Origin of the sequence: Rhizobium gallicum bv. gallicum R602sp, from assembly GCF_000816845.1 — a bacterium.
Classification (GTDB): Bacteria; Pseudomonadota; Alphaproteobacteria; order Rhizobiales; family Rhizobiaceae; genus Rhizobium; species Rhizobium gallicum.
In genome coordinates this window covers 473,081-487,747 of record NZ_CP006879.1, presented here as the reverse complement: position 1 = coordinate 487,747, position 14,667 = coordinate 473,081, and the positions used below count along the sequence as shown (strand labels likewise).

At 58.8% G+C, this 14,667-nt stretch carries 11 protein-coding genes and 2 pseudogenes; 8 read left to right on the top strand and 5 right to left on the bottom strand.

What is annotated here, in order from left to right; translation table 11 throughout:
* Window positions 1-42: 42 nt before the first annotated feature.
* Complete coding sequence (gene traA, locus RGR602_RS23280) at window positions 43-3,354, bottom strand: Ti-type conjugative transfer relaxase TraA (RefSeq protein WP_040114402.1); 3,312 nt, start codon at window positions 3,352-3,354, stop codon at window positions 43-45.
* Window positions 3,355-3,608: 254 nt separating this feature from the next.
* Between traA and traC the strand changes: the two genes are divergently transcribed.
* From traC to traG, 3 genes are read left to right on the top strand one after another with little or no spacing between them, the layout of a single operon-like run.
* The gene (gene traC / locus RGR602_RS23275) at window positions 3,609-3,905 is read left to right on the top strand and encodes a conjugal transfer protein TraC (protein WP_040114401.1); all 297 of its coding nucleotides are present in this window, start codon (window positions 3,609-3,611) and stop codon (window positions 3,903-3,905) included.
* A 4-nt stretch (window positions 3,906-3,909) separates the two neighbouring features.
* Complete coding sequence (traD, locus tag RGR602_RS23270) at window positions 3,910-4,125, top strand: type IV conjugative transfer system coupling protein TraD (RefSeq protein WP_040114400.1); 216 nt, start codon at window positions 3,910-3,912, stop codon at window positions 4,123-4,125.
* Entirely contained in the window at window positions 4,118-6,031 is a 1,914-nt protein-coding gene (traG, locus tag RGR602_RS23265; protein ID WP_040114399.1) for a Ti-type conjugative transfer system protein TraG, read from the top strand. The genes traD and traG overlap by 8 nt, the downstream gene beginning before the upstream one ends.
* On the opposite strand, the gene RGR602_RS38755 is transcribed toward traG, so the two are convergent.
* Window positions 6,028-6,297 carry a PhnA domain-containing protein gene (locus RGR602_RS38755; protein ID WP_223844053.1) on the bottom strand — a complete coding sequence of 90 codons (270 nt, stop codon included), beginning with the start codon at window positions 6,295-6,297 and terminating at the stop codon, window positions 6,028-6,030. The two genes, traG and RGR602_RS38755, sit on opposite strands and share 4 nt — an antisense overlap.
* 151 nt (window positions 6,298-6,448) lie before the next feature.
* On the opposite strand from RGR602_RS38755, the gene RGR602_RS23255 reads away from it, so the two are divergent.
* Both RGR602_RS23255 and RGR602_RS23250 read left to right on the top strand, forming a co-directional pair.
* A complete protein-coding gene (locus RGR602_RS23255) occupies window positions 6,449-6,709 on the top strand; it encodes a helix-turn-helix domain-containing protein (RefSeq protein WP_040114398.1) in 261 nt (86 codons plus the stop codon).
* 82 nt (window positions 6,710-6,791) lie between these two features.
* Window positions 6,792-8,558, top strand: a complete 1,767-nt coding sequence (locus RGR602_RS23250; protein ID WP_040114493.1) for a SulP family inorganic anion transporter — start codon at window positions 6,792-6,794, stop codon at window positions 8,556-8,558.
* 179 nt (window positions 8,559-8,737) lie between these two features.
* Here the strand turns inward: RGR602_RS23250 and RGR602_RS38750 are convergent.
* Window positions 8,738-8,842, bottom strand: a pseudogene (locus RGR602_RS38750) (GntR family transcriptional regulator); the annotation flags it as partial.
* A 193-nt stretch (window positions 8,843-9,035) separates the two neighbouring features.
* Between RGR602_RS38750 and RGR602_RS23240 the strand changes: the two are divergent.
* The 3 genes and pseudogenes from RGR602_RS23240 to RGR602_RS35035 all read left to right on the top strand — a co-directional run.
* Window positions 9,036-9,290 (top strand): annotated as a pseudogene (locus tag RGR602_RS23240) (acyltransferase); the annotation flags it as partial.
* A gap of 505 nt (window positions 9,291-9,795) precedes the next feature.
* Window positions 9,796-10,062 (top strand): WGR domain-containing protein, encoded by a 267-nt coding sequence (locus tag RGR602_RS23235; RefSeq protein ID WP_052451726.1) that lies wholly within the window; start codon window positions 9,796-9,798, stop codon window positions 10,060-10,062.
* A 244-nt stretch (window positions 10,063-10,306) separates the two neighbouring features.
* Complete coding sequence (locus tag RGR602_RS35035) at window positions 10,307-12,607, top strand: PAS domain S-box protein (protein ID WP_207647048.1); 2,301 nt, start codon at window positions 10,307-10,309, stop codon at window positions 12,605-12,607.
* Between the two features lie 134 nt (window positions 12,608-12,741).
* On the opposite strand, the gene RGR602_RS23225 is transcribed toward RGR602_RS35035, so the two are convergent.
* Both RGR602_RS23225 and RGR602_RS23220 read right to left on the bottom strand, forming a co-directional pair.
* The gene (locus RGR602_RS23225) at window positions 12,742-13,908 is read right to left on the bottom strand and encodes an EAL domain-containing response regulator (protein ID WP_040114395.1); all 1,167 of its coding nucleotides are present in this window, start codon (window positions 13,906-13,908) and stop codon (window positions 12,742-12,744) included.
* The gene (locus RGR602_RS23220) at window positions 13,905-14,648 is read right to left on the bottom strand and encodes a response regulator transcription factor (RefSeq protein WP_052451719.1); all 744 of its coding nucleotides are present in this window, start codon (window positions 14,646-14,648) and stop codon (window positions 13,905-13,907) included. Before RGR602_RS23220 ends, RGR602_RS23225 begins: the two co-directional genes overlap by 4 nt.
* Between the last annotated feature and the right edge of the window lie 19 nt (window positions 14,649-14,667).

Below are 14,667 nucleotides of genomic sequence, written 5' to 3'. Positions count from 1 at the left end.
TCTGTTGCGCGATTATCGCCGGACGTATTCCAGCCCCTGCCGTCATTTCAACGAGAGCCCTTGGGCTTTCGTCTGACGCAGGGTCTCCACCTGCTTCAGCGCCTCCGTCGTGCGCTCATGCGCTGCAAATTGCTGGACCGTTCGCATCGAGTTCCAGGCGGATTGGACCTCCGCCTTCTGCCCTGCGGACATGCCAGTCGTCACTGTCTGAAACGCCTGGCCGCTCGTGTCTTTGGCGGCGAGCGGAAGGAAGGTCCGTTCGCCAAAACGCTCCGAAACGGCTCTCGCAAATCCTTCGAGTTCCGCCTTCACCATTTTATCGGCAAGGGCATATTCCAATCCGGCCGGAAGATCGTTCCGGTCGATGGCGTCACGGACACGTTCAAGCGTCCGTTTCGCGGCCGGTGAGAGTGCCGGAATATCCACGGACACCTTCAGACGGACGGCCCGCTCTTCGATCTCATGCTTGCGTTCAGCATCCGCCCGCTGGCGCAGATAGCGTTCAAGGTTGCGGGCAAGCGCCGGCGCATTGTTGAGTGCCCTTTCGCGACCCTGCTTGTCGGCGCGGCTTGCGAGTATTCCTGTCTTGCCTTTCAGCGCACCGAAGCTATCCGGTTGCGTGCCGATCCTAGCGATGGTGGACTTCGCGGCGGCTTCGTCCTTCAGGATCGCATCGACATTAACGGCCTTGAATGCGGTTTCCGGCTGGGCGTAGACAAGGTGGAAGCGGCTTGAAACCTCCTCCCATTGCTTCTTCAGGCCGGGGTCGGCGGCAACCTTGTCCTCGACAGCCTGCTCGAGCGATTTCGCGAAGGTCGCGATGCCGGATACCATGGGCTTTGCCTCCTTGATAATGTTCTGGATGGGAGATTTCTTTGCGCCGGTGGAAAGTCCGAACTGGCCGCCGATGGCGGCAAGACGTGCGGCCAAGTCCGCGAGCTTTTGTTTCTGCCGGACCGTCCATTCGAGCCGATCACGGACGAGTGTGCGGGCAACGTTGACGAGATGCAGGCCGCGGGCTTCGGCAAAGCGAAGCGCCTGCTTGTAAAAAGCGCCCTTCTCGTAATCGAGCGTCGTTTCCTTCGCGTTCCTGCGTGAGAGAATCGGGATCAGCCCACCAGATTTTGCGAACGAGCGTCGGCCGTAGTAGACGGCCAGATCCTCACGATGACGGGTCATGGCGACGTAGGTCAGGTGGCGATCGAGCGACAATGACGCCAGAATATACACCCGGTCGATGGTCGCGCCCTGGGATTTGTGGATCGTCGTGGCATAACCGTGGTCAACATGGTTGTAGAAGCGCTGCTCGACCGTGACCTGGCGACGATGTTCCCCCTCGCCGATCTCGGCCACGATGCGGCCAGGTAGCGCTTCCACGACCTTTGCCAGCATACCGTTCTTGACGCTGAGCGAACCCTCGTTCTTCAGGAACACGATATGGTCGCCGGCAGCAAACTTGCGGTTGCCATCCTCGGTCTTGAACACAAAACCTTCGGCGAGGATCCCGCGTTCAACGAGTTTGGCACGAGCCATCTCGTTGAGCATCCGGACGTCACGTCGAAGGTGTGCGAGGATCAGAGTGGTCTTTACCGGATCGTAGTCGCCGTTCCAGTCGGCGATCAGATTTTCGACTGCTTGGGCCTTCAGCTCCGACCCTTTGAAGTGCCCATAGGCACGGTAGGCATCGACCGCCTTGCCGACTTTGCCGCGTGCAAGATCGAGCGAGGCATCGCGCATCCACTGCTTGCGCTGGCGGTAGATGGTTTCGAGCTCGGCATAGCCGATGCGATCGGCAATCGCCCGGAACGCTGCACCCGCCTCGATCGGCTGGAGCTGTTCCGGATCGCCGACCAGAACCAGTTTGGCGCCGGCCTTCGTCGCTGCTTCGACGAAGAGCGCCATCTGTCGTGACGACACCATCCCGGCCTCATCCAGAACGAAGACGGTCTTATCGTCGAGCTGGTTACGGCCCGCGTTCCAGCGAAGCACCCAGGACGACAGCGTGCGAGACCGAATGCCGGCTTCTTTTTGCAGGCCCTCGGCGGCTTTACCGGCGAGCGCGGCACCAACGACGCGATAGCCGGCCGCTTGCCAGGCCTCGCGCGCTGCCTTCATCATCGTGGTCTTGCCGGCGCCGGCGCGGCCGATCACGGCGGCGATCCGTTCTCCGCCAGCGACGTGCGCGATCGCGATCTTCTGCTCCTCCGACAGGCGGGAATGGCGTGAGAAAGTCGCCTCCAGCACCGCTTCTCGAACACCATGCGACGAACGGTGAGATAGCCAGATCGCACGGTTGGCCATCTCGGCTTCGAGTTGGATCACCTCCCGCGTGGTGTACTTGGCAGATACCCGAACACCGGTGGCGAACTCGATCCGCTCGCGCTCGAGCTGAAGCGTTTCCGGACTTTGCAGTGTCCTCACCAGAAGGCTTTGAAACAGATCGGCATCATCGATATAGCGATGAAGGACTTTCGCCACATCGCGCTCATCGAAGACGCTCTTCTCCCGCGTGATCAGATCAAGGACGATCTCAGGACGGCGCTGGACCCGGCGAGCGTTCTCGGCGCGACGGTCCTCTTGGAGCTCGATGCGTTCGAGCGTGAGCGGCTTCGTCGCCGCCTCGGACTTGCGTTCGATTGCCTTCGTTCCCACGCCGAGATGAATCGTCGGCGTCAGCTCAATTCCCTGCTTATCAAAGGACCGGCCATCGATGCAGATGTCGAGACCCGCAAGCGCCAGATGCCGGTTCTGGCACGCGAACCAGCCATCGCGGAGCGCATTGAAGTCGTCTGTGCTCCCGGCCCAAAGCTCGTAGACGATCTTGCCGGACTCATTGCGCATCGGATTGCCGTCCGGTCCGAGCACGGCGACCTTCTTGCCCCCGAACCCGTCATCGGTCAGCGGCCGGAGCGTGGTCATCAGATGCACATGAGGGTTACCAGGTGCGTCGTGGTAGACCCAATCGGCCACCATGCCCGTCGCGATGATGTGCCTCTCAACGAATTCGCGAACGAGAGCGATGTTCTGCTCGTAGGTCAGCTCGACGGGCAAGGCGATCGTCACGTCCTTAGCAAGCTGCGCATCCGACCGCTTCTCGAAGGCCTCGACCTTGTTCCAGAAGGCTTCGGACGCGCCGGAGACCGACCGGTCAGCGATAATCGTTCGCAGCCAATCGGGAGCGTCGGCCGGGATGACGAACTCCTCATGAGCCAGGCCCTGCTTGCGCGTGTAGTCGATCGTCCGAGCTTCCCGCTCGTAGTCCATCTTGGCGCAGTGGCGATAAGCCGCCGACAGGACGGCGCTGCGGCCGGAGCCGCGGGCGACGATACTGACGGAGAAGTGAGGGACGGCCACGGTGGAGTTCTTTCCCGGTTGCGAACGAAATCAATGGGTTCGTCGGGAGCGGAAGGCCGGACCGGGCCTCAAGCAAGGGCGTCGCATCAGCGACGTATAATTGCGCCCTTGGATGCCGCTCCTTCGGAACGGCCGGGATCATCCGCGAAAGCATCGCCATTGGCGATTGTAGAATTAACAGCAGTGCGTTCCGCACAGGCATCCGGAAAACTGGGTCGAAAGACAAGCTTTCTCATCCAAGGAGACGATCGGACATGAAGAAGCCATCCTCGAAAATCCGCGACGAAATCGCCAAGCTCCAGGAACAGCTCAGGACTGCCGAGACCCGAGAAGCCGAGCGGATCGGCCGGATCGCGCTCAAGGCTGGACTAGGCGAAATCGAGATCGATGAGGCGGAGTTGCAGGCAGCCTTCGAGGACGTGGCGAAACGGTTTCGCGGAGGCAAGGCCGGATCGAACGGAAAGGAAAGGGGAGGGGCAGGTAGCGGCAATCCTGCGGAAACCGCGGCGGTCACGCGTGGCGCGGCTCAAGGCAGCGGCAGCGAGGCTTGAGAGGATGCAACGCAACACGGCCTCGGAGGCGCGGAAGAAAGACACACGCGACAAGATCGAACTCGGAGGCCTGATCGTGAAGGCGGGCCTCCGTTACGAGAAGCGGGCGTTGCTGCTCGGGGCGCTGATCGAGCTAGACCGCCGTCTCAAGGAAGAACCTGGCGAGCGGGCAAGATTGACGGCCATCGGTGCGGAGGCCTTCGGCAAGAGCCGTGAATAGGGTCCTTCTCGCCATCACCCCCGTCATGCTCATGGTCGGCGTGGCGATCCTCGCAAGTGGTATGGCTCCGTCCCTGGCGGGGTTTGGCAAGACCGAGGCCGCCAAGCTCATGCTCGGCCGGGCAGGCATTGCGCTCCCCTATGTCCTGGCTGCCGCGATCGGTGTCGTCTTTCTGTTCGCTGCCGTCGGCGCAATTCGCATCCATTTCGCCGGCTGGGGCGTTGTCGCGGGGAGTGCCTCTGCAATCTCGATCGCGGCGTTGCGTGAAGCAACGCGACTTGCCGCATTCTCCGGACAGCTACCGGCGGGGAGATCCATCTTCGCCTATCTCGATCCCCCTACGATGATCGGCGCGGCCGCCGCATTGATGGCTGGATGTTTCGCCCTGCGGGTTGCGCTCCTGGGCAACGCGGGCTTCGCTCGGTCTGAGCCGACGCGCATTCGCGGAAAACGCGCCCTTCACGGAGAGGCCGACTGGATGAAACTGAACGAAGCGGAGAAGCTGTTGCCCGATGCGGGCGGCATCGTCATCGGCGAACGTTATCGCGTCGACAAGGACAGCACCGCAGCACTTTCGTTCCGCGCCGATAGCCCGGAAACATGGGGCGCCGGCGGCAAGTCGCCGCTGCTTTGTTTCGACGGCTCGTTCGGCTCCTCGCACGGGATCGTCTTTGCCGGTTCGGGCGGCTTCAAGACGACCTCGGTGACGATCCCGACAGCGCTCAAATGGGGTGGAACGCTCATCGTGCTGGATCCGTCGAACGAGGTGGCGCCGATGGTTTGCAAACGCCGTGAAGATGCTGGGCGACGGATCAGGATTCTCGATCCCAGGAATCCGCAGACCGGCTTCAACGCGCTCGACTGGATCGGGCAATTTGGCGGAACGAAGGAAGAGGATATCGCCGCGGTCGCGTCCTGGATCATGAGCGACAGTGGCCGCACGAGCGGAGTACGCGACGATTTCTTCCGAGCTTCTGGTTTGCAGTTGCTGACCGCGATCATCGCCGATGTTTGCCTGTCCGGACACACGGAAAAAGAGCGACAGACGCTTCGCCAAGTGCGCGCGAATCTGTCGGAACCGGAGCCGAAACTTCGCCAGCGCCTGCAGGAGATCTACGACAATTCGGAATCGGACTTTGTGAGGGAAAACGTAGCGGCGTTCGTCAACATGACGCCGGAGACCTTCTCCGGTGTTTATGCAAACGCGATCAAGGAAACGCACTGGCTGTCCTATCCGAACTATGCCGCTCTGGTCTCCGGTTCGACCTTCTTGACCGAAGACATTGCGTCCGGCAAGACCGACGTGTTCATCAACATCGACCTCAAGACACTGGAGACCCATGCCGGCCTTGCGCGCGTCATTATCGGCTCGTTGGTGAACGCGATCTACAATCGCGACGGCGTGATGAACGGTCGCGCTCTCTTCCTTCTCGATGAGGTGGCGCGTCTAGGCCATATGCGCATTCTAGAAACTGCGAGAGACGCCGGCCGCAAATACGGCATCACGCTGACGATGATCTATCAGTCGATCGGTCAGTTACGGGAAACCTATGGCGGCCGGGATGCATCGAGCAAGTGGTTCGAGAGCGCGAGTTGGATCTCGTTCGCCGCCATCAATGATCCGGAAACGGCCGATTACATCTCAAGACGATGCGGGATGACCACGGTCGAAATCGATCAGGTCAGCCGCAGTTTCCAGGCGAAAGGATCGTCTCGCACGCGCTCGAAGCAGCTTGCAGCCCGACCGCTGATCCAGCCGCATGAGGTACTACGAATGCGAGCCGACGAGCAGATCGTCTTCACGGCTGGCAACGCCCCGTTGAGATGTGGCCGCGCGATTTGGTTTCGGCGTCAGGACATGCGGACCTGCGTGGCGAAAAATCGATTCAAGTCACCATCGACTTAGTGCGCCGTAACTACCTTCTGTGGGAAATCACGATAGCGATGCCACATCTGAACGCGCGTTCCAAATACATGTATGCCCTGAATTCCTCTTCGCTCAGTTTTTTCGTGTCGCGCATCGTAGGCATTCGATTTCATCCGTTGCCGAATGTTCTTGATCAGGGTGCCACGTTCCAGCGTCACAGAGGTGTCCTTCACCTTCAGATCCTTTATGAGCGTGACGGAGTCCCCGTCTTGGAGCGGCGTTCCGTTGCTGTCTTTCACGATCATGTTTTTGGCTCCGGTCGCTTGACATGGAAAGCGTTGGCGAATTCCATGCCTGCCTGCACGCCAACCGAGACCTGTTCGTTGCATGTTGATGTTTTTTACATCAGTGATAATGTTGTTAATGTGATTTCTCATACATAAACATGAATCTCAGATGATCACCGCCGCCCAGCTTCGTGCCGCCCGTGCTCTCCTCGATATCGACCAGAAAACCATGGCAGCGATGGCTGGTGTCTCGGTGCCGACCATCCAGCGCATGGAGGCAAGCACCGGGAATGTGCGCGGGGTGATCGATTCCTTGGTCAAGGTTGTCGAGGCGCTCGACCGTGCTGGCATCGAGCTGATTGGCGAGCACGCCGTCAGCGGCGGCGGCGGGCGCGGTGTTCGTCTCAGACACCCCGTGAATACGGGCTAACTCTCAGGAATTCCGCGAACGCGGCGCCGACCGGCTGACCGGCCGACGATCCGCCTCCGTTGTGGCACGCGAAAGGATGGTCATGGTCGCCCGAACTGCTGAGCCCGGCTTTTTTGAGCTGTTCACCCCCAAGCTTGTCACGGTTCTCCGCGAGCGCTACGGCCTCGCGGACCTGAAAGCCGATGCCATTGCCGGCCTGACGGTTGCCATCGTGGCGCTGCCACTGTCGATGGCGATCGCGATCGCCTCCGGCGTCACGCCCGATCGTGGGCTTTACACGTCGATCGTCGGAGGCTTCATCGTTTCGATGCTTGGTGGCAGCCGCTTTCAAATTGCCGGGCCGGCCGGCGCGTTTATCGTGCTCGTGTCGGCGACCGTGGCGCAGCACGGGATCGATGGCCTGCTCCTGGCGACGATGATATCCGGGGCGATCCTGATGGCGGTCGGGCTGCTGCGGCTCGGGACCTTCATCAAGTACATCCCCTATCCGGTGACGGTCGGTTTCACCTCCGGCATCGCGGTCATCATCTTTGCCAGCCAGCTCAAGGAACTGCTCGGCCTGGAGCTCGACAAGGAGCCGGGGCCGCTGCTGCCGAAGCTCCAGGCGATCGGCGGCACCCTGGCGACGGTCAACATGTCGGCAATTGCCGTCGCAGCCCTGACGACCGGCGGCATCGTCGTCGTCCGCCGGTTCCGCCCGCATTGGCCCGCTTTCATCATCGCGGTGGCGGCCGCCGCCAGCGCCGCGGCGTTGCTCGGCTTGCCAGTCGCAACGGTCGGCACCCGCTTCGGCGGAATTCCGCAGTCGCTCCCGATGCCGCAGATGCCACTGCTCTCCTGGGCAAAGGTGGTCGAAGTCCTGCCCTCCGCACTTTCCTTCGCACTCCTCGGCTGCATCGAGAGCCTGCTCTCGGCGGTTGTGGCGGACTCGATGAGCGGCCGGCGGCATCGCTCGAACTGCGAACTGGTGGCCCAGGGCGTGGCCAACATCGCCGCTCCGCTCTTCGGCGGTTTCTGCGTGACCGGCAACATTGCCCGCACAGCAACCAACGTCCGCTCCGGAGCGCGCGGGCCGATATCAGGAATGCTTCATTCGGTCTTTCTGCTGCTGTTCATGCTCATCGCCGCGCCGCTTGCCGCTTACGTCCCGCTGGCGGCATTGGCAGCGGTGCTGGCTGTCGTGGCCTGGAACATGGTGGAAAAGCACGAGTTCGCGACGCTCGTGCGCGCCTCGCGAGGCGATGCTGTCGTGCTGCTGATCACCTTCTTGCTGGTTGTGTTTCGTGACCTGACCGAGGGGATTCTGGTCGGCTTTGCATTGGGGACGCTGCTTTTCCTGCACCGCATGGCGGAGGCCGTCGAAGTCGAGCACACATGGCCGGTCGCGGAACTAGACAAGCCCGACACGATGAATGGCAACGGACGCGAGCCTTACGAGGCGGATCTGGCAACCGATCCGGACATCGTCGTCTGCCGGATATCCGGGGCATTCTTCTTCGGTGCGGCGGCGGGGGTCGGGGCCGCGCTGGATCGCATCGGTGAGCAACCCAAAGCCTATGTCATTGATTTCTCAGGCGTGCCGATTCTCGACTCGACCGGCGCCGCCACTATTGAAGGCTTTGTGCGCAAGGCTTATCACCAAGGCGCCGCCGTTCACATTGGCGGTGCATCATCGGCAGTCCGGCGCGTGCTTCTGATACACGGCATGCGACCGCCGCGGGTGCGCTTCAAGAGAACGCTGGCCGACGCAGTGACGACCGCGCGTGCAGGAATACCGCAAGGGACGCAGAAGCAGGGAACCAACAGGATGGTTGAACGGATTGTTGCTGGCGAGGTTTTCCGAGAATGAAGAAACCGTGCGCACGCTGATGGCGACGGACGCACGCTTCAACAAGCATTGTGACGAATATCGCAAGGTGACCGGCCTCCTCGATGAACTCGAGCTGGAGGTGGCGCGCTTGAGGCACGCCATGGCATCGATGATAGCGCAGGTTCCGATGAAGCCGATCTTTTCGGGCAGGGACATTGCTATTGCGCCGCGGCAAGCGGGCCTAACGAGACATCGGTCGTATAGTTTTCGCTCAGAAACGATATGAAATCGTGCTGGAACTGCCGCGTGTGGGCGTGAGCGAGCGCTCGTGGCGTCTGCCTGGACTGGCGGAGCAGATTGGGGTTGGTGCGATCCACATTAAGGACGAACGTCATCGCCTTAGCGCGGGAAGGTTCAAGGCATTGGGTGGCGCCTACTCGGTGATCCAACTGCTTCTTTGAAGCGAGCGGTAAACATCACAGAACTCCAGTCAACAGCAAAAAAAGAGGTCTTTGCATGCGCTCTAAGGTGCGATGGAAACTGTGCTGGGAAAAAGAGTTGCAACTCTCCGACCATGTCGAACTCGCCGAGTTCTTCCGAAAAACCTATGGACCGACCGGGGCCTATAATGCAAAGCCGTTCGATGGTGGTCGAAGCTGGGCCGGCGCAAGACCTGAGCTTCGTGCAATCGCCTACGATTCGAGCGGTGTGGCGGCCCACATGGGCTTACTGCGCCGTTTCATCAAGGTTGACGGAGTCGACCTGCTGGTGGGGGCGAACTAACTGAACAGGCATCGCCTGCCTTCGAGGCTGCCTGTCGCAGCCGAGACGGCCGAACCGGAGGTCAGGTCTGTTGCCTAAGGCCGCACGCCTCGCCCCTTCTAGACCGTCGATCTCGTCAACGCGATCAAGCAGGAGAAGGCGCGGCGGCGCTCCGGCCAATCGCCCCTTCTTGTCCATTCCGATCCTCTTGATCCTTGATGAGCTCGGCAATCTCCCCGTTCAGCGCATTCGGTGGCGGATTGCTCTTCCATCGCCGTCACCTTTCATCAGGAAAAGCTCAATGGTTCCGAAGACGTAGGACAGAAATTTAGTGATTGGAGCGGACCTGGAGCTCGCGAGAGCATCGTCACCCGAAGAGGCGGAGCCCTTACGGGCTCCGGTCGCAATCCTTCATCAGCACGCTTTCGCACCCATCATCGTTATGAATCGAACCACCATGACCGATTCATAAGTCTCGTTGGACGCTAGCGCCGAATTTTCGGATTCTGCGGGCATGATTGCTCAGCCTTATCATCTTTATGTCGAACGGACAGATGCCACCAAGAACATGGCACGCTACTACGTGATGGAGATTTCCGGCACGTTGTTCGGCACAACCTGCCTCAAGCGGACATGGGGTCGGATCGGCAAAAGAGGGCAGAGCAAGGTCCACCTGTTCGAGCGGGAAGAAGAGGCCGTCGATCTCTTTCTCGACATTATGCGCCAGAAGCGAGCGCGAGGATATCGACCGCGCGCGGTGGGACGCTCTCCACGCAATTGATCGCAAGGCCTCGTTCCCCTCGATCGAGAGAAGAGGAGCGCGGGAAGCTACCTTCCAACGGCGCTTCGCATCTTGATTGCAATGTGGGTGCCATACCAGGGCGTTTGCACCTGGTCGCGCGGAAATGATGCGTCGAGCTGACGGAGAAACCGGCGATGGACGCCATCTCGCACAAGCCTTGCCCGTCGGTCGCGGAACAGGATCGTCTTGGTTTTCAGTGATCGCGATGATACAGCCAACGACAATGACAAATGATCCCTTCAAGGCGCCGCGTCAAAGTGAATCTGACTGTGTGCAACTATTCGATTCCCACCCACAAGCGATGTGGGTTTACAACGTTGAGACGCTGCAATTCTTGATGGTAAATGACGCTGCCGTCGCCCTCTATGGGTACTCTCGGCAGGATTTCTCCAAGATGACCATCAGGGACATTCGTCCCCCCGAAGATGTGCCTGCCCTGTTGGAAAGTGCAACCCAGGGGCCCCGCGGCATCGAGGAGTCCGGCGTTTGGCGCCATCGACTTAAGGATGGCCGGATTATCTTTGCAGAGATCTCGTCCCATGCCTTCGAATTTGAAGGGCGAAATGCGAGGTTGATCATGGCCCAGGATGTCACCGAGCGTCTTGCCGCTGAACAGAAGACTCGCGAGAGCGAGGAACTGTTCCGGGCAGTTTCAAGCGTAACCACAGACGTAATCTGGGATTGGAATGTTATCACGGGTAACCTCTGGTGGAGCGAAGGCCTCAAGACTGTGTTTGGCCACTCGCCCGAAGAAAGTCGCCGGAATCTTGAATTCTGGAAGATGCGTGTCCATCCGGACGATCTAGAGCGCGTATTAGGCTCCACGCAAGAGGCTATGGATTCCAAGGAACAAAACTGGGAGGATCAGTACAGATTCTTTCGGGGAGATGGCTCGATCGCGCACGTCGAGGATTCTGCATATATCATCTACGATCGTCAGAGAAAACCGGTTCGATGTGTCGGTGGAATGACTGACGTTTCGGCGCGTAAAGAAGCCGAAGATAAGCTTGCACAGCAGGCGGCTCTTCTCGACATGGCTCGGGATGCGATTATCGTTCATGATATCGACCAGAGAATTCTGTTCTGGAATAAGGGTGCAGAGCGAATCTACGGGTGGACGGCGGAAGAAGCAGTGGGCCAATCGCTTGGACAATTGCTGTATTGCGATGAGCTCGACCTACTCACTTATGTTGCCGCCGTCGTGGCAACGGGAGACTGGAGTGGGGAGATCGCGCAAAAGCGCAAGGATGGGAGCCGCATTGCCGTAGAGGTCCGCTGTTCGCTGATGCGTGATGGGGATGGTAGTCCGCGATCCATCCTTTCGATCAACTCGGACATCACAAGGCGCCTCGCAGTCGAGGAGCAACTAAGGCAAGCCCAAAAGCTTGAGGCAGTGGGGCAGTTGACGGGGGGTGTAGCGCATGACTTCAACAATCTTCTAACCGTCATACTGGGCAATGCAGAGGTTCTCGCCGAACGGCTGAGCGAGGATGAGAGCCTTCGTCGCCTTGCGGAAATGACGTCAGCGGCCGCTCAAAAAGGGGCTGACCTTATTCACCGGCTGCTCGCCTTCGCGCGCCGGCAGGCTCTCGAGCCGCAAGCCGTCGATCTCAATTTACTCCTGAAGGATATCGACGGTCTGTTACGGAGGGCACTTTCCGAAAACATAGAAGTCGAATTCATCCAATCAGCCGGCCTCTGGAATGCGCTCGTCGATCCTTCCCAGCTTGAGACCGCCATCCTAAACCTTTGCATTAATGCGCGCGATGCGATGCCCCTCGGCGGGCGCCTGATGATTGAAACTAGAAATATCTCAATCGGTAAAGATGATGTGGATTGGAACGCGGACATTTCTCCCGGTCAATATGTGATAATGGCCATCTCTGACACGGGGATTGGGATGGAATCCCACGTCCTCACGCGCGCCTTTGAGCCGTTCTTTACGACCAAGGAGGTTGGGAAGGGGAGCGGTTTGGGTCTCAGTATGGTCTTTGGTTTTGCCAAACAATCGAACGGGCACGTCAAGATTTACTCGAAACCCGGCCAGGGGACGACGGTGAAGATGTACCTCCCGAAGGCCATTCAAGCCAAGAAAGAGGTAAGGTCCTATGCGAACCACGCCATTCTCCCCAAAGGCTCTGAGAAGATTCTTCTGGTGGAGGACGATGAGTTGGTACTAAGTTATGTAGCCGCACAACTCGAAAATCTCGGTTACCAAATTATTTCGGCTCGAAACGGTCAAGAGGGCTTGCACGCTCTACGCGAAATCGCTGATATCGACCTTCTGTTCACGGACGTAATCATGCCTGGCAGCCTAAATGGGTGCCAGCTGGCGGAAGAGGCTCGCAAGATTCAACCAAATATACCTATTTTGCTTACTTCCGGATACGCAGAGAACGCTATAGTTCATCAAGGGAGGCTCGACCTTGGCGTCGACTTTCTCACTAAACCTTACCGACCAAGGGACTTGGCCGCAAAGGTGCGCTTGATACTCGATGGTAAGAGCGGAAGACAGTTCATTTAGCAGATTGGACGTCAGCTAAGCCCCAACTTCGACGCGGTGTAATACAACGGCGATTGCCGAGGCTACCCCTTCAGCCCAAGGGGAGCACGCGATCTGATCTGGTGAGGCAGCTCAGAAATTGAGCAGTGGTCATATTACGAGTTGCCCCGCGGCAGAATTTTTTTGGGGAACCGAACATACGCTGCAAATTCATCAAGGGGCAACGCTGGTGCATAGAAATAACCCTGCGCGACGTCACATCCGATCTCAGCGAGCGTCGCGGCATCCTCCGGCGTCTCAACCCCTTCGGCAACTGCGTGCGCATTAAAGCCGTGGGCCAACTGTATGGTCGCGACACAGATATTTCTCAGAGCGCGGTCGCCTGAACATCCGTTTACAACAGATCGATCCAACTTGAGTTCCGAAAAGGGTGTATGTCGCAGCCGTTCAAAGGTAGCGTAACCGGATCCGAAATCATCGATTGAAATCTTGAACCCGTGTAGCACAGCGCGTGTCGCAAACGCTCGGCAGACCGAACTATCACCGCGGTCACTTTCGGTGATCTCCAAAGTCAGGTCTAGGGCACTAACGGCGCACATCCGTTTGAGCTGAAAAATCAGCCCAGGTTGTTTCATGCTGTGAGTGGAAACGTTTATCGAGAAACGTAGCGGCACACCATCCCGCAAATCAAGTGACGCAGCTTTTGCCGCAGCATCTGCGGCCCTAATCGTGAGTTCATGAAGGTCATCGTCGTCGGCTGTCGGCAAGAACTGGCCGGGAAAGACCAGACCGTCGCTGGGGTGTCTGATCCGGGCCAGGCACTCAGCGCCCACTATAAGACCAGTCTTGAGATCAACCTGTGGCTGAAACCAGAAATTGATCCAATCCTTCTGAAGCGCCTCGCGCAACGTCGCGTCTGGACTTGGTTTATTAACGCGTGCGATGGTGGACGTAACGTTTGTCGCCTCGTTTAGAACCCGTCTTAAATCTTGCAGCTTGAATGGCTTTCTAAGCGTTGCCTTTGCGTCCAACCCCATGCGAAGCGCAATATCCTTCGCGTGACGAAGTACCATTTCGGGATGACCGCTGACTATAATAATGGGCCCCATAAACCGGAGGTCTCGGAGCATGTGAAAAACATCAATTCCGTCGGCATCGCCGAGAGACAAGTCGACAAACACAATGTCGGGGTTCTCCCGCCTTACGGCGTCGAGCATGTCGCTAATCGTTGTAACCGCGCGCGCCTCTACGCCGATGTGCTGCAGTTGGACTTGCAGCAGATGACAGACCTCGGGATCGTCATCAATTAGTACCGCCTTCACCTTGGATTCCTTGGCTGTGGCGCGTTTGACATATCAGCTCCCTCCGTTGGCGGAACTAAACGATATCCGACCCCGCGTACCGTCTGAATATATTCCACACTCTTCGGGTCCAGTTGCTCGACCTTTCGTCTCACTCTTGCGATGTACACCTCTAGCGTCTTGTCGCGCGGATCATATTCTCTGAAGCAAGCATGTTTTGACAGCTGTGACTTACTGCAGGTTCGCCCGGGGTTTCTGCTGAGCTCTGACAGTAGCCGCGCTTCGAGCTCAGTGAGCGGCAGCGTCTTGCCGTGAAACAGTAGGGCTCTTCTCGTCAGATCGCACCGAACGCTTCCGATCGCCAACTCACACGGCAGAACCTCGGGCCGTATGCTCTCCGATTTTGTCACAGCACGGGTGAGGCGTGCCTGGAGTTCACGAACCGAAAACGGCTTCATCACATAGTCATCCGCGCCCGCGTCCAAAGCTGTCGCCCGGCTCTCCGGGCTTCCCGACCCCGAAATCAAGATCAGAGGGATGTCCGAGTGCCTTCTGACTGTACGAAGTATCTCCAGTCCGTTCCCATCGGGCAAATTTACGTCAACGATCGCACCATCGAAGAAGTCGATCTCGGCGCTGTGTATCGTCCGCAGGCACTGCTTGTAGTTTGAGATCAGTCGAATATTGTCTCCAGGCACGGGCCAGGATTCGATGATCGTTCTTGCGACCAGATCATCGTCTTCGACTAGGAGGATATCCAACGAATCAGCCTCCCGTGAC